A 21471-nucleotide genomic window follows, 5' to 3' on the forward strand; every position below is an offset into this window, starting at 1 on the left:
AGAGAGCGCACTACGCGCGAGAGCGGGTCGTCAACGGCATGAAGCGCCGCGCGCTGGCCGCCAGCCTCAAAAAGAAGGTGCGCAAATGACCCATCGCCTTCCTCCACAGCCGACAAACACCCGCCTTGCCCGGTTCGTTACGCGTCAGATCAACCGGCTGCACAGCGCACACCGTTGGGCTGCAAACAACTCGCCTTTGGTGCGCCGCAGGACGTATGACGCGCTGGCGGACAAGCACTCTCGCCTAAACATCGCCCATATCGACCTGCAAAGCGAACATCGCGCGCTAATCAGGGACTATGGCAAGTTTCTGCCTCGGGCCAGCAGTCGCGTTCATCAGGCACGTTATCGTTACGAAGACGTTGCGCGCGACCCCGTTCACATCACGCGCGTAGACTTCGAGCCACTAAGTATCGCCAGCCTCGATATGCCCCCCCGCGAACGCGCAGAAATTGCCGAATACACCCAATACATCTTGCGTGAACACGCTAATGCGCTTGCCAGAAGCCACTCAGAGAAACTGGCCGACGTGATCCTCAGTCACATTCTGCCTGACGGTTTGAAGACATGAAAAAACCAGACTTCATGCCCTGTCTCGGAATGGTCTCGATCTTTCACCCCAAGACCGGAACCGGGCGAGTTTGCTCAAAAAACCAACTCGGTTGGTACTTATCAAAAGGGTGGGTTCGACCATGAACAGTATAGGAATCGACATGGGCGCAGACCGGGATCAGACCGTCGTTACCGAATGGTCGAGCGATGAACTTGAATGGATGGATCAACTGGCAGGGCTTACAGCGGACGGGAGAACACCCCTCGGGCAAGCTATCCACCAATTCGCCAACAACGCGGTCGAGCGTGCCAATGCCAAACGTTTAGCGGCTGAAAATGCGCAAGCGAAGGCCGCAGCCGCACTCACGCCGGAGGAACGCGCCCTTGTGTTCCGTGACCTTCCTGCGCCGCCGTCGCGCATCATGATCAGCCCCGACGCTCTGTTCGAACTATTGAACCACCGTGGCGAACCACTGGCAGTGGCCAATCCAACATTCGACGGATGGGTTCTGACTGGCTGCGGCCTGCCGCTTGTGATCGACGGCAAGCATAGCGCGGGTCGCTGGTACAGGCTGGAAACAGCAGAGGGTGACGCGCTCTAATGGGTGTGGCCGCGCATAAGTACGACGGCTTGAGTGAAGCCGATCGGTTGGCACAAGCTGCCGACGCCATGCAGGCTGTGCGCGGCTATGCACCCGAGGACTATACCCCTCAGAACCCGATTGAATTGCTTTGGTGCCTGAAACACTGGCGCTGGCGCATCTTCTCCGGGCAACTCTATAAGATCATGACCAAGGACGATGATTTCAACGATGGTGAAGTCATCCCCTTCAAGCCCAACGCGGCGCAGCGACAGTTTGTCGAGAACCTGCACTACCGCAACGTGATTCTAAAAGCCCGTCAGCTTGGCTTTACCACGCTCATTGCAATCCTGTGGCTTGACCACGCGCTCTACGTCGCTAACCAACGGGTTGGCATAATCGCGCACAGCGACACCGACGCCAAGGTGATCTTCCGCGACAAGGTGAAATTCGCCTACGAGAACATGCCCGAAGAGGTTAAGGCCATGTTCCCGGTGAAGAAGTGGGCCGCAGAAGAGATCCTTTTCGCGCACAACAACAGCAGTATCCGCGTATCGCTGTCCATGCGCTCTGGCACCATTCACCGCCTGCATATCTCGGAAATGGGCAAGATCGCCAAGCGTTTCCCCGAGCGCGCCCGCGAGATTGTCACCGGATCTATTCCAGCAGTTCCGGCCAAGGGTATCTCGGTGATCGAATCCACCGCAGAGGGACGCGAGGGCGAGTTCTACAACATCGCCAGCCGTGCAGAGGCCCGCGCCAAGATCCCGCGCCCGCTGGGCCGGAAAGAGTGGCGGTTCCACTTCTCCCCTTGGCACAAGATGGTCGAGTACCGCGCCCCGGCCAACGACAATACGCCGATCAGCGCCACGCAGCACGAATACTTCGACAAGATCGAAGCGCAGATGGGCGTCAAGCTGACAATCCATCAGCGCCGTTGGTACATCGGAGAGCTTGAGAATAGCCAATCCGGCGACCAACAGAAGATGTGGCAGGAATACCCATCCACACCCGCCGAATGCTGGATGCAATCGACCGAGGGCACGTATTTCGCGCATCAGTTCGCCGTTATGCGCGCACAGGGACGCATTGGCCGCGTTCCGTTCGTCAGCAACGTACCCGTGCATACCTTCTGGGATATCGGTTCAGGCGACGGCACCGCGATATGGCTCATGCAGTATGTGGGCACACAGCGCCGGTTTCCGCTGTTCATCGAAGGATGGGGCGAGGGGTATTCATACTACGTCAACAAGCTGCGGGAAGCGCAGATCAAGGGCGGGTTCGTCTTTGGCCGTATGTACCTGCCGCACGACGCAGAGCATGAGCGCCAGCTACAGCACAAGGTCGGCAAGCCCCGTGAAATGCTGGAAGATCTGGCCCCAGATTGGAAGTACGACATTGTTCCCCGCGTCCAGACCAAGCAACACGCGATCACGCTGTTGCGCGGGTGCTGGCAAGAACTGTGGTTCGATGAAGAGGGCTGCAAAGAGGGCATCGACCACCTCGAAGCCTACCACAAGAAGTGGAACACGCGCCTGGGTGTCTACATTGACGAGCCCGAGAAGCAGGACGGCCATTCTGAGGCCGCCGACGCCCTGATGCAGATGGCGCAGGGCTTCGACCCCGCAACAGCACTGAGCAATTCACAAGCCGCGATCAAGAAGGTCCGCAGCCGCAGATCCACAGGAGGCATGACCGTATGACCGCTGCGACCCCCCTAATTGACCTGACCCGGTACGACTGGAAGCGCCGCAAGGGCGACGTGATCGTGTACGGTACATGGTCCCTGCACAACGGGCGGCCCGTCATGGTGCTGGTGCCGACCTTTAAGCCCTCGGACAGTGAATACCTGATCCCGTGCCTTGTGCCGCTGGATATGGCCTATCAGTGGGACGAACACACAGGTGACGCAGCACACTGTGCCCGCATGACCTTCGAGTTTGCCAATGCTCTGGGCCTGAACGCCTATGAGCCGCGCACAATGGTTCGCCTGACTTCGATCATCCGCGAACATCTGGGCGACTTGCTGACCATGCGCAACCTGCCCGAATCCGAACAGGAAGTGGTTGCAGACGCCATCATGACCGACCGCAACACCGGCAAGGTCCGTGAAGCGGAGATCATCGACAATGTTTAAGCACGAAGATGATCCCGCATTCGCCGGTCAGGTCAGCTATTCCGGTACCAAGCGCAAGACCGACCCTATTGACCGGCTCGAAAGCCAGCCGATCACAACCCGTGTTGCGCCGAACCAATTGGACGACGAGTACCACAAGGATATGTTCAACAAGCTGATCGGGTTCTACCGCGCCGAACTGATGCGGCAGGAAGAAAACCGCGAACAACAGGTGACAGACGCCGATTTCGTGGACGGCCTGCAGTGGACGCCCCAGCAGGCGCAGGAGTTGCGCAACCGAGGCCAAGAACCCTTGGTCTACAACGTCATTGCCACCACCTATCAGTGGCTCTTGGGCACCGAAAAGCGCGGGCGTACCGATTACAAGATCCTGCCCCGGCAGGAGGACGCAGGTAAGGCGGCTGAAAAGAAATCGCAGCTGATGAAATACCTGAGCGATGTGAACCGCTCTGAGTTTCATATCAGCCGCGCATTCGGAGACACCGCCAAAGTCGGTATTGGCTGGCTCGAATCCGGCGTTCAGAGCGACGATGAGGGCGAACCGATCTATGACCGGTACGAAAGCTGGCGCAACATGCTGTGGGACAGCGTCGCGCAGGAATTGGACCTGTCAGATGGACGCTACATCTTCCGCAGCAAATGGGCCGACACGGACATTGCCAAGTCCATGTTCCCCAAGCGTCAGGATGTCATCAACATCGCGGCCAACAAGACCTTCGATATCTTCCGCGCGCTGGATGGCACCGGAGACGAGGCTATGGACTCGATGGAAGAGGCGTATCAGCAGAACTCATCGCTGATGCTGGGCACTGAACAGCCCGACCGGGGCCGCGTCCGTCTGATTGAAGCGTGGTTCCGGGTGCCGTCCGAGGACGAGTACATGAGCGGTGGCCAGTTCCGGGGTGAATTGTTCGATCCTCTGAGCCAAGGCCACATGCGTGAGTTGGAAGCTCAGAAAGCCACGCTTCAAAAGCGCGTCCGTATGCGCATGTTTGTGGCCATCATGACCGAAGCGGGCCTTCTGCACCTGTCAAAGAGCCCGTACCGCCACAACCGCTATCCGTTCACTCCGATCTGGGCCTATCGCCGAGACCGTGACAACATGCCTTACAGCCCGATCCGCCACATGCGCGATCCGCAGAGCGATGTGAACAAGCGGGCCTCCAAGGCGCTGCATATCCTGTCGACCAACAAAGTCGTCATGGATGAGGGGGCGGTGGATGATCTTACGGAGTTTGCCGAAGAGGTTTCGCGCCCTGACGCGATCATCGTGAAAAAGCCGAACAAGATGATCGACCTGAACGTGGATCGTGAACTTGCGCCTGCCCATCTGGACCTCATGTCGCGCTCTATCGGCATGATCCAGCAGGTTGGGGGCGTCACAGATGAGAACATGGGCCGGACAACCAATGCGACCTCTGGCAAGGCCATCGTGGCGCGTCAGGACCAAGGCGCGCTGGCAACAGCCACCATCTTCGACAACCTGCGCTTTGCGCGCCAGGTTCACGGCGAGAAGATGCTGAGCCTGACCGAACAGTTCATGGATCAGGAGAAGCAGTTCCGCATCACCAACATGCGGGGCAATCCCGAATGGGTGACGGTGAACGACGGCCTGCCCGAGAACGATATCGTTCAGACCAAGGCTGATTTCATCATCAGCGAAGAGGACTGGAACGCCACTCTGCGCATGGCACAGGTGGAATCGCTCTTGGAACTGATGCAGATGCTTGCGGGCACCGCGCCTCAGATCGTCATGGCCACGCTGGATCTACTGGTGGAAACCATGGACGTGCCGCAGCGCGAAGAACTGGTGAAGCGCATTCGCCAGATAACCGGGGCCGAAGATCCCGACGCGGATCCGAACAACCCAGATCCAGATACCATGCAGCGCAAGGAAATGCAGGCTCAGGAAATGGCCCTGATGCAGCGCATGAAAGAGGCCGAGGTCACGGAGAAGGAAGCCAGCGCCGCCGAGAAGCAAGCCAAGGCCGCGAAAACACAGGTCGATACCGAAAAGGTCATGGCCGAGGTCGGGCGCATTCTGGCCGAAACTGCCGGGGCCAATGCCGAAACGCAGGCCAAGGCTCTGCAAGCGGCCGCACAAATCCTAGGCGCACCGGCAATCGCAGGGATCGCGGATCAGGTCTTGGCAGAATCCGGGTTCGAGGGGGCAGGGCAGCCCGCACCGGAGCCCATGCCCCAGCCTATGCCAGCGCAGCAGCCTGCACCGGCCCTGCCTGCACCCGCTCAACAGCTACCACCAGTGGAGGGAACGGCATGAACCCAGAACACCGCATAATCATGGCAGGAACAGTGGGCCGTGGGGCCGCCGCGATGGCGTGGACCACGGCACCGGAGCCAGAAATTGAGCTTGGCCACCGCACCGCACGGCAGACCCGCCGCGCCTACGGCTGCAAGCCCGACAAACCCAAAAGCGGAAGCCTTGAGCGCATGTTGCGCAACAAGGGCCGTCGCTGACCCGCTTCACCCGGCAATAAGGAGATAGCCGTGAACGACAACAATCTGACGCAACAGGAACAGGTGGGCTACGCCATGCGCGTGGCTCACGAAATGTCCCAAGCGTTTCTGCAAGCCATCGGTGACGAACCCGGTCCTGCCATTGAGGACATGGAGCCGGAACAACAGCAGACATTGGCGAACCTGGTAGCGGAGTGCCGCACCAGCAAAGGGTTCCGCAGCATTCTTGAGCGCGCCACCAAGGGCAACTTTGCCAACAGGCCCGACGAAATGCAGGGGCTCTTGCTCTTGGTTTCGGCTCGTCTGGGCTGGATGGATCTGCGCTTGATCTTGGAAACCGAGGGCGGCGCATGATCGGATCGCCTCCATATCGCAATCTTATGGCATCCGAAAACGGCCCCGACATGACCAAAGCAGTCGCTTCTTTCGCTTTACGCGTAGAGCCCGTCGAAAACGGCTTTGTGGTCTACGAAACCGGCCCCGACGCGCATCAAGAAGGCATCGGCAAACGCCACATCGCGGCTAACACCGTGCAGCTAGACGGCCTCTTGGCCGATCTGTCGCGCAAGAACATCGACCGGATGGTTGCGCAGTACAAACCTCAACAATCCAAGGAGGATTAAGAAGATGAACCAACAAACAGCTATGGGTTACGCTGCGAATGGTAGCGCCACGAGGTCTGATGTAGGCGACACGGGCAATGGCCCGTCCTTGGCTGTCGCTTCGGGCCTGATACAACTGCGCATTCGAATGCTGGACGATTTGATTGAGCGGGCCGAATACATCAGCCGTATGGCATGTGAAAACGCCAACCGCCTGATCGGGGCTGAGCCGACGTCTGGCAACACCGCTGCTCACGATGATCCCACCGAGCCGCACAGTGATCTTGAGGCACTCGACCGGCGCCTAGAGCGCCTGAATAGCATCGCCGCTGAACTTTCCTACGATGTTGAACGACTGAGCAAGCTCTAAGTACTCATCGGCCCCCTCTGATACCAGCAACAAGGACTGAACACATGGACCCGAATACAGCCGCACCAGCACCCGAGGCTGACGAAACAGACGCCGACAAAGTTGATGACGCGATCATGGATTTCCTGACCGATGAGGAACGAGAGGCGTTGGATGAAAGCGACTTCCTTGAGGAAGAAGGCTCCACGCCCGAGCCCGAGGCCGACCCGGAACCCTCCCCTGAACCAGAGGCAGGGGCAGACCCCGAAGCGGACCCCGAACCAGCCCAACAGGCCGCCGACCCTGAACCGGAACCTGCGGCCGCTGAACCTGCGCCCAAGCGGTCGAATGTCGATATAGGTGAACTGGATCAGCAAATTGCGTCGTTTGGAGAGCAGCGTAATGAGTTGCTGGATCAGTACGAAGATGGCGATCTGACCCGGCAGGAACTGCAAACCAAGCTGGAAGAGATTGACCAGCAGGCCGACCAGGTGAAGGCACAGCGCGCGGTTGCGCAGGATGCGGCGAACACTGAAATGAACGACTGGCGTGGGTCTGTGCAGGCGCACTTGACCGCCTATCCGGAACTGAAAGGCAGTGAGGACGTTCTGACCGCCTTTGATGCTGCCGTTCGCAGTGTCACGGGCAATCCAATGTACGCCCACATGACCAATAAGCAGCAGTTGAACGCGGCCCACGAGTTGCTGGCCTTCCAAGCCAAACACACCGGATTGCAGGGTGTGCCGGCCCTTAAAGGCAGTGAACCCCAGCCCACCCCGGAGCCCACCCCTGACCCGACGCCTGATCCAAAGCCGCAGGCTAAAGCGACGGAGCCCGCGAAGGATGGGGATAAGCCTGACATGCGGACCCCGCCCGTCACTCTGGCCAATACCCCGGCGTCGGACATTTCAGGTGGCAGTGACAGTCCGTATGCGGCGCTGGAACGTCTGGCCCAAGGGGATGACCCAATTGCGTTCGAGCAGGCTTTGATGAAGCTCACGCCCGAGCAGCGGGACGAGTTCTCGTCCATGGATATCGGCTAACGCCGGTATCCCCCGCCAAACATCGAGCAAGAACAAAAAGGGACAGGAATAGATGCTCATCCGTAAACTGAAAAAGGGCGACGCACTGACGATCGGTGACTCGGTAATTCTGGTGCGCAAGGCGACGGACGACAACCTGACCCTTGCAATTCAAGCTCCTGATGGGACCGAAGTTCACCACGCCCGAAATGGCGAACAGGCCGAGTGTGGCGCTGATGCAGGAAGCAACCCGCGAGTATAACGCGGGGGCTTCACCATAAACACAACATGTGGTAGTCTTCATGCAGGTAAAGCGCAAGATGTGCTGATGCTGGTTCAACGCGATCCAACATGAGGACATCACATGTCGCAGACTGTTATCCCTTTTGGTGACGTCAAAGCCCAAAAGAAATGGGGCTCTAACCTCGCCATCGACACCCTGTCGAAATCGTACTTCACCAAGAAGTTCATCGGCAAAGGTGACAACAACATCATTGAAGAAAAGACCGACATTGAATCGGATCAGGGCGACCGTGTTTCGTTCGACCTTTCCGTGCAGCTGCGCGGAAAGCCCACCAAAGGCGACAACCGCCTCAAGGGCAAAGAAGAGAACTTGAAGTTCTACACTGACGAAGTGATCGTGGATCAGCTGCGTCACTCCGTTTCGGCTGGCGGCAAGATGACCCGCAAGCGTACTGCGCATGATTTGCGCAAGGTGGGCAAGGCGCGTCTTGGCGACTACTGGTCGAAATACCTGGACGAACTCATGTTCATCTACCTGTCCGGTGCGCGGGGAATCAACGAAGACTTCATCGAAGATGACGACTTCACTGGCCACGCAGGCAATTCGCTGGATGCGCCTGATGACGATCATATCCTGTTTGGTGGTGCCGCCACGTCCAAGGGCACACTTACCGCTGCGGACAAGCTGACGCGCGATCTGGTTGAAAAGGCTGTCACCCGCAGCCGCATGATGCGCGCTCGCAACCCGCAGGTTGCCAACATGGTGCCGGTCTCTATCGACGGCGAAGAACGCTATGTTCTGGTCATGTCGCCCTATCAGGAAGAAGATATGCGTACTGCAACCGGCACCTCCGGGTGGTTGGAACTGCAAAAAGCCGCAGCATCTGCCGAGGGCAACAAGAACAAGATCTTCAAGGGCGGTCTGGGCATGATCAACAACGTTGTTCTGCACAGCCACTCGTCGGTGATCCGGTTCAACGATTACGGCGCTGGTAACAACGTCGAAGCTGCCCGGGCGCTGTTCATGGGCCGTCAGGCCGGTGTCTGCGCCTATGGCGTGGCCAAGCAATCGCGCTTCACCTGGTCGGAAGAGGTCGAGGACCACGGCAACGAGCCCATCGTTGCGGCGGGTACAATCGTCGGCATCAAGAAAACCCGGTTCAACAAGCGTGATTTCGGCGTGATGGCCATCGACACGGCTGCTGCCGAGTAAGCCGATTTGAGCGGGGCCACACGGCCCCGTTTCTCCACCACCCCCAACCATCCAGAGCAAGAACGAGGTATCGACATGCTCCACCAATCGAAACACGCGCTGCGCCGTTTGTCGCCGCCGACCCCGTATGCGGCTGGCATGGTTGCTGCCGCGATCTTTGAGCACACTTTCGACAAGGCTTATACCGCCGCGACAGACGTGCTTGAAATCGGGTCCATTCCTGCAGGCGCACAGGTTATCGCCGCGACCACCCTGACGGAGAATTTCGCCGCTGGCACTACCGCCGACATTGGGATCCTGTCCGGTGACGAAGGTGAGGACGACGACGCCCGCGCCCTGACCGCTGCGCTGCTGTTTGACGATCTCGATGTAGCGGGCGCATCGACCGAGAACGCCGCGCCCATGGCCACCTGCCTGGCCCTGACGCCAAGCGACAAGCACCGTGGCCTTGGCGTTAAGCTGAGCGCAAATCAGGGCGCAGGCGACAAGATCAAGGTTGTTGTTCAGTACACCTACTAATCCCCTGACGGGCCGGGGTAACCGGCCCGCCTATCCCCCGAAACATCAAGGAGACCGTGAACATGGACGTTCGCTGCAAGATTGAACGCGAGGGTGGAACGCAAGTCGATATCGACGGCACAGATTACCACTTCCAACCTCGTGAACCCAAAGGCCCGCACTTGGCTATAGTCGAAAACCAGAAGCACCTGGCGCGCTTTCTTTCGATCCCAGAGGGCTATGAATTGCACATGCCCGCTCAAGCGACCGCGCCGCAAGCCTCTGTGGCTGCTATCGCTGCTGGTACTGGTGGATTGCTTACAGAAGAAGAGCAGCGAGCAGAAGAGGAAGCAGAAGCGGCACGGGCGACCCTAGCAGAACAGGGCGTGGTTCTTGAAGAGGGTGTTTTTGGGAACGTTCCTGCGCCTGTTGCGCCTGTATCTGAGGGCATTGAGGGCACGGTTCCTGACGCGATCACCAGCGAACAGCCGCTAGCGGCAGTCGAGCCAGCAAAGCCCAACACGGTTGAGCCTGTTGAGCCGGAGCCAACATCAGAACCTGCGGTCGCAAACGACCCACAGGAGGCGGTGCTGACTGTCAAAGCGGCGGAAGTTGCAGGCGACGTGTCCCGCGCCGATCTGGAAGCCGCCTTTGAACTGCTGAACGGTCGCAAACCGAACGCACAGGCCAAGGACGAAACCATTTTCGACCGCATCAAGGCCAAATTGGCTGAGGACGACGCGACGACCAGTGCGGCTGAATAAACCTCGCGGACAACCACATATCAAGGGGCTGGCGCGCAATGCAGGCCAAAGACATTCTCGAAGTCGCGTCCATCACATTGCTGGACAAAAGCCACGTGCGCTGGCCCCTTTCTGAACTATTGCTCTACCTGAACAAAGGCTTGAAAGCCTTGGCGCTCGACAAGCCAAACGCCGTTACCGAGACCGTAGAGCTACCCCTTGCCGCTGGCACGGTCCAAGACCTGACAGCGATCGACGCCAAGTACATTTCTTTGATACGCGTCTTGCGCAACAAAGGTGGTAAAGTCGTCACAGCTGTTTCGCGAACGTCCCTCGATGTGGTCATGCCCGGTTGGCAAGACACGAATGTATGGCCCGCCTCTGCGGTTGTGGATCACGTCATTCAAGACGTTGCCGATCCCCGCAGCTTTCACGTTGTTCCGTCAAATAGCGGGACGGGTATCATTGAGGCCGTGGTGTCGATCATCCCAACACCCATGGCCGATGCGTCGGATCCGCTTGATCTGGCGACCTACACACAAGACGTGCCAGCCCCCGCGATCTTCGAGAACGCGTTGACCGACTACGTGCTTTATCGCGCCTTTGCCAAGGACAGCGATGACCCGGCCAACGCTGCGCGGTCGCAAGCGCATTACAACATGTACGCATCCCAGATCGGCAAGAAGATGGCCACGGATCAGGCGACTACGACTAAAACCACAGGAGCCAGCGCATGACCCTGCCGACACGTCACCTGCGCGATTTCCTGCCCCTTGTATTGCCGCACGCGCCGCAGTGTCCCGGTCCCGTTGCGCTGCAAAACTTGCGGCTGGCCGCTGTTGAGTGGTGCGAACGTACACGCTGCTGGCGGGAAGTGGTCGCGACTGCGATTGATGAGCAAAACGAAGCCATTGTTGCGCCTGACTATGCGACCATTCACGAGATCGAACAGGCCGAGTTTTCAAGCGCAACCGTGGACGCGATAAAGCTGACGCCGACACAGTTTTCCAGTATGTCTCTGGATGATCTGGGCAAGGTGTCTGAGGGCGGAACCCCGAGCTATATTACGCAGTCTTCACCGAACACTGTCACTGTTTACCCGTTTCAGGCGGGCACGCTGAACATGTCCCTGTTTCTCAAGCCGGTTTCAGGAACGGAGTATGGCATGAACCCAGCCGCGCCCCTGCAAGAGAAATTCAACGTTGTTCCAGCCCATATCTTCACGCAATCGGCTGAAAAGGTCGCGTGGGGTGCTTTGGCACGTCTGCTGAACCTTTCAAAGACGAATTGGTATGACCCGAACAACGCGGCTGTCTACGAGGCCAAGTTCAATATGGCCTGCGATAGCAACTTTCAGTCTCCACTGCGCGGCCAGCATCGAGCCCCGGTGCGGTCCCGTTCTAGCTTCTTCTAGGGAGGCCCCGTATGCTGATTACAACAACGGGTTTCACAGGCGAGTTCCCGAAAATCAAGCCGCGCCACCTTGTGCCGAACGCGGCGCAATTGTCTGTCAATGTTCGGCTGGATGACGGTGCCATAACCCCGCTGTCAGGCTCAACGGAGGTGACAGATTTAGTCTCACCAAAGCAAACGGCGTACCTCCATGGCGTCTCGTGGCTGTCTTGGGACATTGATGTGAATGTTTTGCCTGGGCCGGTTGCAACTGATCGGCTCTATGTTACCGGCGACGGCGTTCCCAAGATGTTTGCAAACAACACATGGTATAGCCTCGCTCTACCAGCACCTGCGACGGCCCCGACAATCGCAAACCAGTCGGCGCCGGGTACAGAGAACACGGAAACGGTTCTCTACGTCTACACATGGGTTACCGCTTATGGGGAGGAAAGCGCCCCAAGTCCGGCCCAAGATGACGCGCTCCAGACAGACGGGACAGTTAGTGTTCTTGTCAACAATTTTGCAGCGCCCCCGGTGGGCCGGAACGTGACCAAGATGCGGATCTACAGGTCGCGGACCTCGGATTACGGCACTACCAGTCTGTTTTTTGTGGCAGAGGAAAACGCGCCGGCTGCATCTTTCGTCCACAGCCTTGATACGCACCCTTTGAATGAAAGCATCCAGACCACGGACTATAACACGCCGCCTGATGACCTGAGAGGTATTATCGCAATGCCTAACGGCATGATGGTTGGTCACACTGACCGGGAATTGCATTTCTGTGAGCCGTATCAACCCCATGCATGGCCCCGCAAATACAGCCTGACGGTGGATTATGACATTGTTGGCCTTGCTGCGTTTGGGTCTCAACTCGCTGTAATGACCAAAGGGACGCCGTACCGGGGGCAGGGGACGGAGCCCGAGACTTTCATCCTTGAGAAAAGCGAAGAGAAACTACCTTGCTTGGCGAAGCGGGGGATTGTGGATCTCGGATATGCGGCGGCTTACCCGTCGACAGAAGGGCTTGTTCTGGTTTCCAGCGCGGGCGCTCAACTTGTCACGCGCCCCCTGTTCAGCCGGAAAGGATGGACGGCATTGCGACCGGAATCCTTTGTGGCGAGTCACTTGGACGGACAGTATGTGTTCGGTTTCTCCGGGTCGCTGGACGGAGCGTCAGAAAAGACGGGTATCATTGACCTGACCGGTGAACAGCCGTTTTTCATGCGTTCGGATGTAACCCTGAACTGCGCCTATCACGACATAAGGACAGGTCGACTGTACTTGCAGGAAGCCGACAACAAGCTCTATGTGTTCGATGACCCCGGATCGGCGGGCTACCGAACGGCAAAGTGGCGCTCGAAGCTACACGACCTTCCGGTTGCTGTTGGATTCTCGTGCTTCAAAGCAGAAGGCGAAAAACTGGAACAGCCCTCGGGGTTTTCGGCGAAAATAATAGCGGATGGGCAAGTCGTCCACACCATCACTGAACTTGATAGCATTGAGCGTCTACCGGACGTAGAGGCGCGGCATTGGGAAGTTGAAATCTCAGGCAAAGTGTCTGTAACCGCCTTGAGCTTTGCGACAAGCGTCGCAGAACTGCAGGGGAGGGCATAGCCGTGCGGATCTTGCACCCAAATCTTTCCAGCCAGGAGGGTCAGCGTCAATCCGAAGACCTTGAAGTTCTTGCAGGTCGCAGGGGCAAGCCATCCGACCGCGCTGTTAGGTACGGTGAGTTGCAAGACTTCTTCGAACGGTTCGGATCCGTTCGAGTTGCTTTGCAATCCACCACGGCGACAGTTAGCCAGGTTCAGAGCGTCATTGGCAGCACAGACAACCCGGACCCACTGTCCGTTCTTGGAAGGTTGGGCGGTGCTGAAACCGTCGCCTCACAAGCCGCCGCGACCGCCAACACGGCCAGTCAGACAGCAGGTCAGGTGTCGCAAAGTCTCACCGCTCTGACAGACGGGTTTACCGGGAAGCTGACGGACGCCTTTGCTGCCAGTGAGGCGCGCGCCGATGGGGCGTTGTCACATGTCCACGGGTTGGTGCCGGGATATGCTGTGATCTTCAACGATCTGGCAAAGCTGCATGGTGCGCCCGCCGGGTCGGCGCTGACCGGCAAACCTGAGTTGGGTTACACGAACACCACGACAGTCACCGATCAGGGCGCAGTTCGCGCGTCTGGGGGCGTGCCAAACGGCGACCTTGTTGTCGCGGTCCCGCCCGTCATCGCGGATGTAATGGGCAGCAAACAGGCAAAAGTGTCTGTCCTGGTCCGCGCACCAGAGACCGACGCGGCCTCACATGTTGCACTGTCTTATTCGACCAATGGGACGGGCGATTCCGGTTTTCTCACTGCAGCGATTACCGATCGTTGGACATGGGTGGATTTCACCTATGACGTACCAAACGCGCCCAACGGCATCAGCCACTATATCGCGCTCTGGTCTGATCTGGTCACAGGCGGCGGCAAAGCGTTCAAGATCGCTGCAATCTCCGTCCAGTTTGCCACAACGGCCCTGGCTCTGCCGCCCGCGGCCGATCTGCGCGCGTCGGTCGGCAAAATCACCGGGCTTGATCTGACTGATACCACGGCCTTTGCGGCCATGCTCAATCAGCTGTCAGTCGACAATCAGGGCAAAGTGGCTGGCATTGAGAACTTTGGTAGCGCCATGGCGGATGTGCATGGGAAAGCACAGGCCGCCCACGTGCTGCGCGCCAAGGCGGGCGGATCCGTGGCCGAGTTCGAGCTTGTTGCGTGGGACAACGCCGATGGCAACGACGCCGGGTCTGCGATCAAGCTGAATGCGGACACAATCACCGCAAAAGGCACCCTGTCAGCGGATCGTTTGGTAACGGGGTCGACAGCGAACCTTTTGCACGATCCGGTGTTTGCCCATGGCCATGCCGGATGGGCGTTATCCGCGGCTGACAGTTCCGGTGCCGTGTCCACGGAAACAACAATCGGCAGGCGCGAGGCCGGGTTCAGCTATGCCGGGGCCAACTACCCCACATTCATGATGCATCAGGATGGTGTCAGCACCGTGGGCGCGGCTGTCCTGTTCATCAAGTCCCCGGCAGGCAGCCTGATGAACATCCCCTGCAAACCGGGCGATTGGCTGGATTTCAGCGCCTATGTGTTCTCGCTGCGGTGCCAGTACAAGGTTGATATTCAATTTGTCAATGACACCGCCACGGTGATCGGCTCAACGGGTGTTTTTGCTAAAGGCAGTTCAACCGGCGGCGGGTCCGCGAACCCTGACGGCTGGGATCGCATTTGGGGCAAAGCGCAGGCCCCGGCCAATGCCGCCTTTGCAACGATCAAGATCACGAAATACGGCACCACCTCGGACGCCAACAGCTTTCTGTTCATTCACAAGCCGATGGTGTCGCCCACACATGAGGACGCGAAGGGGCCTGCGATCTGGACCCCCGGCGGTGCGACAATCATCAACGGCGGCAACATTCAGGCTGACAGCATCGGGCGCGAGAAGCTGCGCGTGCGGGCGATTTTCGCGGAACACCTCAACTCGAAAGAGGTCAAGGCGAAGTATATCGAGGTCGATGAGTTTCTGGATATCGACGCAGTCAATGCCGGGTTCCGAATGGACAAGCAGGGACCGGGCGATTTCGTCAATGACGGCGTCTACATGGGTCGCCATGATGACGGTGCCGGAAATTCCGCCTTTGGCTTCATGATCGGGCGCAGCGCCAACGGTGTGGAAGAGTATATTCGCCTGACCAAACAAGATGGGCTTGTCATAAAAAACGGTCAGTACCTGATTGGGGCGGGCGTACCTGCGACAAATACCTACACATACAATCAAACGGTTTCTTTGGCGGGCAAGACGTCTTTTGCCGCGCAACTGCAGGGTGGCGGCGGTGGTGGACGGGGCGGCACCGACTACAAGGATGAGGGCGGTTTCAATGGTGCGCCGGGGGGAAATACGATCCTGCACCTCTATGACGGTGCGACGTTAAAGGGGTCTTGGACAGCCTATGGCGGAGGTATCGGCGGCGGCGTTTTCGACTATTTTCAAGCGGCTGATATCGCGCAGCAGAACCCTTATGGGAATGGTGGCGCAGGGGGGACGCCTGGGCGTGAAATTCAGCGGGTTTGGGACAGTCGGCAGGCGGCATACATCAAATCCCACACCCGAACCGGAAAATACGGCGGGCGCGGAGGCAAGGGCGGGGCAACAGGAACACCCGTCATAAACATCTCCGGGTATGCTGATCCTAAACTGGTTATTTCAATCGGACCCGGCGGCCTGGGCGGTGCGGGGGGCGGCACCAACCGGGTAAGGGGTCAACAAGGTCAGGACATTTTTACCGAAACCGCTGGCGGCCAAGGGGCGACGGGCGGCGCGGGTGCTGTTGTTGTGCAAACGTCAACCGAGGTCTTTGTTCAAGCCGCGCCTGTCGGGGTCGCGCCAACTGCAACGGGGATGTTTAATTCGGGCAGCGGGAATCCGTTGGATGTGTTCTTCCCTTCAATCGCACCCAATCGCGGTTTCTGGCAATTGTCGGCTTTCGGCGCGACCATCGCCATCCAGCCAACGGGATCGCATTGGGTTCATATTACGCCGAGCGCGCCATCAATCTCGTTTTTCAGCCATGATCGACCGATCATTCGCACCAGTACGGCGAATGTGACGATCTACTACACATTCAGAGCACAGTAGGAGGCTATCATGTTTGTGCGCGTGGCGTTTTACGATCCTGATCCACAAGACCCTACGTCGGGTCCAGTGATCAACACACTCATCGGTGACAGCCAATTCGTTTCACCGGATGCGACAACGGTGCCGATCCCCGAGGATGTGAACATCGAGGACGTTCGCAAATGGGCGGTCCAAAAGGGCAAGCTCGTAATGGTGTCGTACCAGGTGGAAAGCTACGAGGTGAACGAAGAGCGCAACCGCCGTATCACAACCGGCAAAGAGTTCGATATCTCGCAATTCGGCTATAACACTCCGGTCTGGCTGACAGGTGATCGAGAAGGCCAGATAAACCTGATGGGACTGGCGTTTGGGGCCGTACTGCGCGCCTTGATGGCGGACCCGGCCTTTGCCGCCCGACTGGCGACTGATCCGACCATCCAACCGTTTCGGGATGGGATGAATGATGTCCATGACCTCAATTCACTGCAACTGGCAATGACATGGGCGGAAGGCGCAAAATTCGTATCCGACATCATCAAGGCGTCTTGGCCTCTGAAAGAGGCCGTGGTGATGGACGATGACCTGAAAAACGACAGCAACTGGCAAACATCAGTCTGACACCGTTGATCGCAGATACTACATCTAGTCATTGATGTTGCTTTGTGGCATATTGAGCGCAATATGTAGGGGTTTTGGGCAATGGCTCGATTTGTCACCAACAGCGAACCGTACTTGCTTCTGGGCTGGGCCGCTGCGCGCCTTGGTCTCGATTCTGTGTGGCCGCCAGAAAGCAGACCGATTGCAGTTGTTGACGATGATCAGCAGATTCACGCCGTCGTCGTTTACAATGCTTTCTACGATCAGGCTTGCCACATGCACATTGCAACGGCAAAGACGCGGAGGTGGGCGACCCGTTCTACATTGGCGCGCTTGTTCGGATATCCATTTCTTGAACTGGGCCTTACTCGCGTAAACGCTCAGATTCCCGCGTCAAATGTCGCCGCGCTCGTCAATTCCTTAAAACTGGGCTTCAAGGTTGAGGGTGTGCGGCGGTCTGCTTTGGACGGCGAAGATGCGGTCATCCTTGGTATGCTGAAAGAAGAATGCCGGTTTATCCAGCAACACAAGAAACCTGACGGGCAAGATGCTTCGTTGCATGAAACGCACGAGGCAGAAAATGGGGAAGAGTTCTTCAAGAGCGCCGTCACCTGATCCACGTATTGGGCAAGCCGCACTGGAAAACGCCGCTCTAGGGCGGGATTATCTCGAATGGATGAGAGGCCAAGCGGCTATCTCAAACCGTTGGGCATCCGAAGATCGGCATCGGTACAAGACAGTATTCGAGCCGCTTCAAGACCAATTCATTCAAGAAGCTCAGAATTATGACACAGCTGAACGCCGTGAGGCTGCCGCTGGGCGGTCGGTCGCTGCGATTGAGCAGCAGGCCGGTTTGTCGCGTTCAGCACGGCAACGCTATCAATCCCGTATGGGCGTGGATCCTCGCTCCGGTCGCGCAGATGCAGCAGACCGTCGGGACGCGCTTGATACCGCGTTGGCGAAAGCTGGGGCGGATGAAAACTCGCGCCGCTTGGTCGAGGCGGAGGGGCGGCAGCTTCGTGGACAGGCTGTAAACCTTGGCAGCGGACTAGCCGTCAATCCGGCAACATCCATGGGCCTAGCGAACCAATCTGGCGCGCAAGGCTTTAGCGGGGCAATGCAAGGCAACCGCGATATGATGAACGGGTTGAACACCCAGTGGCAGCAAGGAATGCAGGCGCATCAGGCCAACCAAGCCTCCAACAACAGCCTGTGGGGTGGTCTGGGCAGTATGGCCGGTATGGGCATGATGATGCTGTCGTCCAAAGACGCCAAAGAGGACAAGAAACCCGCGCGCGGCGTTCTGGAAGCCCTCAAGGATATGCCGGTCGAGGAATGGAAGTACAAAGACGGCATGGGCGACGGCGGCCAGCACATCGGCCCCTATGCCGAGGATTTCCAAGCCGCTACCGGCAAGGGCGATGGCAAGACCATCCCTGTTGTCGATGCTATCGGCGTCACCATGGGCGCGGTCAAGGAACTGGCTGACAAGGTGGATGACCTTGCCAAAACGGTTAAGCCTCGCAGCGTGAAGGATGCCATGTCATGAGCGGCGCGGGATCTTTCATGAGCGGCCTCGCCAACGGCTACGCCACTGGTATGCAAATCGAGGACATGAAGGCCCGCCGCAATGAGCGGGGGGTCAAATCCGAGATTGAGGCGGGTGCACCAGATCCTAAGGTGGTACGCGGGGTCACGGAAGTTGTTTCCCCAGATATTACAGCGGCCACTCCGGAACGGTTCACCTACGACGGGGCTATCAGTGACCGCGTGAGCCACGCCTACAACCGCTTCACAGACGCGGGCTTGCCCCCGCATGTGGCGGCGGGCCTGACCGGCAATCTGATGCAGGAGAGCGGCGCACAGATCGACCCAGCAGCCGTGGGCGACAACGGCAACGCATTCGGCGCACCACAATTCAACGGCCCGCGCATGCGCGGATACAAGGCATTCGCGGCAGAGAGGGGGGTAGATCCAACCGATTTTGACGCGCAGATCGACTACATTCTGCATGAAGGCCAAACCACCGAGAAGAGGGCGTGGGCGGCCATCAACGCGACCAAGACGGCAGATGAGGCAGCGCGTGTAGCGTCAAACAAGTTTTGGCGACCGGGCACCCCCCATCTGGAACGGCGCGCAGGTTATGCCTCGTCGGTCTTTGATCGTTTCTCGAACACAGATGTAGCGCCCCCACCGCCGCCGGAGCGCGGAATCGACGGTGCGGTCGATCAGGGGGAACGGTTGTTGGATCGTTTCTATCGAAACAAGGAGAGCAGCTAATGTCAGGACTTGGGGCTTTTATTGACGGCGCTATGCGCGGATACAGCTACGGCATGTCCGTCGAGGATCGCAATGAGCGTCGCGAACGTCAGAAGAAGAATGACGAGTGGACCGATAAGACCCGCGCACGGCAAGAAGTTGAGTGGGGGCGTCAGGATGCGGCCCACCGTAGGGCTGAAGAAGAACGCGGGGTTTTGGCTGCAATCGCAGCGGATGCCAAAGCCAGTTATGATAGCGGTGATGTGATAGAAGGTACCGCAACGGAAGTGCCGAACCCACAACCCCAGGTCGTTCCGGGACCGCAGGCCGCGCCCGTGCCCGTTCGTTTGTCCACCCGCAACCGCTCAGAAGAGCGCGGCGTGATCGACGTTGCGCCGGCCCAACCGGAACAGTCGGTCGTTCCGCAGCAACAGGCCCCGCGCGTCTCATCCGATACGGCACCGGCACCTGTTCAACGCCCACCGCAAGCGCGCGGCGTGATTGACCCTCATTCAGATTCACCAATAGGTCTGACGGAACAGGAAATGTCGCCGTTTTCAGGTCAGTTTGAAGAAATTGCCGTGGGGGCTGGTATTGGCGGTCCAGTGCGCATTCAGGCCCGTGCTGCTGACCGGGCGGCCGCTGAACTCGCGTCAGGTGTCGACGCGCGTACCGGGCAACCTTTGACCGCTCAAGATATCCAAATGCGCCGAGAACATGTGAACAAGGTGCAAGCGAACCTATTGCAATCCCTACCAGATGAAGCCATCGCAACGCTGGCCGAACGTCGGGGCATGACCCCGCAGCAACTCATCGCACAGATGGAGCCAGGTGCGTTAGAGCAGAATTTGCGGCGCGTAACGTCGCCCACATCTTTTGATAAGGCCGCCGATGACGCAGCGTACCAAGACTACCTGAACCGTCAGGGGCACGAAGAACCGACACAAGCGGATCTGGACGAAAAGCACCGCCGGGGCGTTGTTCAAGAGCGGTACAACGTGCGGGGCCCGAGCCAGCCGCAGGCCGAACCCGTGCCGACCGGTGCCCCCGTTATTGCGTCACAGCCGGATCAACCGCTCAACATGCGGCAATCGTCCGCGCCTGCTATGCCAACAGCGGAGACCCCGCCGCAGATCAACACTGAACCTGCTGTTCCCATGACTGAGGACGTGCAACGGGCCGCACAAGCGCCCGTTGCACCGAACATGCCAGCAGATGAAAAGGCCGAAGTTCAAGCGATGCATGAGCGTGCAGTTAGCGCGCCGCCCGATGAAGGTGGATCGCCGTCTGTGGCTGTGGCTGCCGCCACCGCGCCGCAGGGGCGTGGGGTCGTCGGCAAGGATGGCGCAATCAAAGCCACGGAAGGTGAGCGCAATCGCGCGTCCAAGTCGTTCCTTGATCACTACGCCGAAACAGCCGTGCCGCGCCTGATCGAATACTACGCGTCGCAAGGTGATATCGAAAAGGCACAGGCGTTCGAGGATTGGGCCAAGAGCCGTGAGGCCAAAAGCCAAATGGAATCGTGGAGTAAGGCGGTTCATGCCGCTGCCATCGGTGACGACGATGCCTTTCTTGATCACCTTTCCGATACGTACAACTCTTATGACGACGGATACGAAGTGATCCGCAAAGGCTCTGGCTTCACCCGTGACAACGCAGGGAATATCACTGGTGCACAGGTTCAATTTAAGAACACTAAGACAGGTGAGGTATTCGTTGAAAACTTCGCGGATCAGTCCGACATAATTGAGCTTGGTATCTACGCCTTGTCGCCTGAGCAAGTGTTCGAAACCCTGTATTCACAGCTGGCTCAGTCGGCAGAGGTCGCCGCCGAGCAGCGCAAGTTTGAGCGCGATCTGATGCTGGAACAAGCGAAGCACGATATGAAATCTCCCGCCGACAACGCCAAACTGATTGCAAGCGCGAAAAAGGCCCTGTCTGAGCAACTGCCTTACGGTCAGTGGCAGAAAATGACCCCGCAAGAACAGGACGCGGCAGCAATCGAACTATTGCGGCGCAACGAACAGGCAGGTCAGGAGCTTAGAAGGCCCCCCAAACCCGCACCCTATACCGGCTAGGACTTCCCCCCTTGGTTCACCAGTCGGTCTGGCCCCGTCGTTTCTCCTTGCGGCGGGGCC

At 58.4% G+C, this 21471-nt stretch carries 23 protein-coding genes; all 23 read left to right on the plus strand.

Going from position 1 to position 21471, the window contains the following annotated elements; all coding sequences use genetic code 11:
• Nucleotides 1-85 precede the first annotated feature (85 nt).
• Nucleotides 86-571, plus strand: coding sequence for a hypothetical protein (locus ACR3EG_RS10035; protein ID WP_480495346.1), 486 nt, complete (start codon nt 86-88; stop codon nt 569-571).
• A 121-nt stretch (nt 572-692) separates the two neighbouring features.
• Nucleotides 693-1154, plus strand: a complete 462-nt coding sequence (locus ACR3EG_RS10040; RefSeq protein ID WP_480495347.1) for a hypothetical protein — start codon at nt 693-695, stop codon at nt 1152-1154.
• Nucleotides 1154-2836, plus strand: a complete 1683-nt coding sequence (locus tag ACR3EG_RS10045) for a hypothetical protein (RefSeq protein WP_480495349.1) — start codon at nt 1154-1156, stop codon at nt 2834-2836. The genes ACR3EG_RS10040 and ACR3EG_RS10045 overlap by 1 nt, the downstream gene beginning before the upstream one ends.
• Nucleotides 2833-3270, plus strand: a complete 438-nt coding sequence (locus tag ACR3EG_RS10050; protein WP_480495351.1) for a hypothetical protein — start codon at nt 2833-2835, stop codon at nt 3268-3270. Before ACR3EG_RS10045 ends, ACR3EG_RS10050 begins: the two co-directional genes overlap by 4 nt.
• Nucleotides 3263-5551, plus strand: a complete 2289-nt coding sequence (locus ACR3EG_RS10055; RefSeq protein ID WP_480495352.1) for a portal protein — start codon at nt 3263-3265, stop codon at nt 5549-5551. Before ACR3EG_RS10050 ends, ACR3EG_RS10055 begins: the two co-directional genes overlap by 8 nt.
• Complete coding sequence (locus ACR3EG_RS10060) at nt 5548-5748, plus strand: hypothetical protein (protein WP_480495354.1); 201 nt, start codon at nt 5548-5550, stop codon at nt 5746-5748. The genes ACR3EG_RS10055 and ACR3EG_RS10060 overlap by 4 nt, the downstream gene beginning before the upstream one ends.
• A 30-nt stretch (nt 5749-5778) precedes the next feature.
• On the plus strand, nt 5779-6102 hold the full coding sequence (locus tag ACR3EG_RS10065; protein WP_480495355.1) for a hypothetical protein: 324 nt from the start codon (nt 5779-5781) through the stop codon (nt 6100-6102).
• Nucleotides 6099-6371: a hypothetical protein gene (locus tag ACR3EG_RS10070; protein ID WP_480495357.1), complete on the plus strand. Its 273-nt coding sequence runs from the start codon at nt 6099-6101 to the stop codon at nt 6369-6371. The genes ACR3EG_RS10065 and ACR3EG_RS10070 overlap by 4 nt, the downstream gene beginning before the upstream one ends.
• Before the next feature lie 4 nt (nt 6372-6375).
• Nucleotides 6376-6720 (plus strand): hypothetical protein, encoded by a 345-nt coding sequence (locus tag ACR3EG_RS10075; protein WP_480495359.1) that lies wholly within the window; start codon nt 6376-6378, stop codon nt 6718-6720.
• Between the two features lie 44 nt (nt 6721-6764).
• Nucleotides 6765-7742, plus strand: coding sequence for a hypothetical protein (locus tag ACR3EG_RS10080; protein ID WP_480495361.1), 978 nt, complete (start codon nt 6765-6767; stop codon nt 7740-7742).
• A 52-nt stretch (nt 7743-7794) separates the two neighbouring features.
• Nucleotides 7795-7983: a hypothetical protein gene (locus ACR3EG_RS10085; RefSeq protein WP_480495363.1), complete on the plus strand. Its 189-nt coding sequence runs from the start codon at nt 7795-7797 to the stop codon at nt 7981-7983.
• Nucleotides 7984-8085: 102 nt separating this feature from the next.
• Nucleotides 8086-9177: a N4-gp56 family major capsid protein gene (locus ACR3EG_RS10090; RefSeq protein WP_480495364.1), complete on the plus strand. Its 1092-nt coding sequence runs from the start codon at nt 8086-8088 to the stop codon at nt 9175-9177.
• A 75-nt stretch (nt 9178-9252) separates the two neighbouring features.
• A complete protein-coding gene (locus ACR3EG_RS10095) occupies nt 9253-9696 on the plus strand; it encodes a hypothetical protein (protein WP_480495366.1) in 444 nt (147 codons plus the stop codon).
• A 62-nt stretch (nt 9697-9758) separates the two neighbouring features.
• The gene (locus ACR3EG_RS10100) at nt 9759-10439 is read left to right on the plus strand and encodes a hypothetical protein (RefSeq protein WP_480495368.1); all 681 of its coding nucleotides are present in this window, start codon (nt 9759-9761) and stop codon (nt 10437-10439) included.
• Between the two features lie 38 nt (nt 10440-10477).
• Nucleotides 10478-11155, plus strand: a complete 678-nt coding sequence (locus ACR3EG_RS10105; protein ID WP_480495370.1) for a phage adaptor protein — start codon at nt 10478-10480, stop codon at nt 11153-11155.
• Entirely contained in the window at nt 11152-11832 is a 681-nt protein-coding gene (locus ACR3EG_RS10110) for a hypothetical protein (RefSeq protein WP_480495371.1), read from the plus strand. The genes ACR3EG_RS10105 and ACR3EG_RS10110 overlap by 4 nt, the downstream gene beginning before the upstream one ends.
• 11 nt (nt 11833-11843) lie before the next feature.
• Entirely contained in the window at nt 11844-13427 is a 1584-nt protein-coding gene (locus ACR3EG_RS10115; RefSeq protein WP_480495373.1) for a hypothetical protein, read from the plus strand.
• Nucleotides 13428-13429: 2 nt separating this feature from the next.
• Complete coding sequence (locus tag ACR3EG_RS10120) at nt 13430-16498, plus strand: hypothetical protein (RefSeq protein WP_480495375.1); 3069 nt, start codon at nt 13430-13432, stop codon at nt 16496-16498.
• A 9-nt stretch (nt 16499-16507) separates the two neighbouring features.
• Nucleotides 16508-17095 carry a DUF4376 domain-containing protein gene (locus ACR3EG_RS10125; RefSeq protein ID WP_480495376.1) on the plus strand — a complete coding sequence of 196 codons (588 nt, stop codon included), beginning with the start codon at nt 16508-16510 and terminating at the stop codon, nt 17093-17095.
• 114 nt (nt 17096-17209) lie between these two features.
• Entirely contained in the window at nt 17210-17689 is a 480-nt protein-coding gene (locus tag ACR3EG_RS10130) for a GNAT family N-acetyltransferase (RefSeq protein WP_480495378.1), read from the plus strand.
• Nucleotides 17690-17750: 61 nt separating this feature from the next.
• The gene (locus ACR3EG_RS10135) at nt 17751-18623 is read left to right on the plus strand and encodes a tail fiber domain-containing protein (RefSeq protein WP_480495380.1); all 873 of its coding nucleotides are present in this window, start codon (nt 17751-17753) and stop codon (nt 18621-18623) included.
• A complete protein-coding gene (locus ACR3EG_RS10140; protein WP_480495381.1) occupies nt 18620-19354 on the plus strand; it encodes a phage tail tip lysozyme in 735 nt (244 codons plus the stop codon). The genes ACR3EG_RS10135 and ACR3EG_RS10140 overlap by 4 nt, the downstream gene beginning before the upstream one ends.
• Complete coding sequence (locus tag ACR3EG_RS10145; RefSeq protein WP_480495383.1) at nt 19354-21411, plus strand: DNA polymerase III subunit gamma/tau domain-containing protein; 2058 nt, start codon at nt 19354-19356, stop codon at nt 21409-21411. The genes ACR3EG_RS10140 and ACR3EG_RS10145 overlap by 1 nt, the downstream gene beginning before the upstream one ends.
• Nucleotides 21412-21471 lie beyond the last annotated feature (60 nt).

This window comes from Ruegeria sp. AM7 (assembly GCF_056535965.1).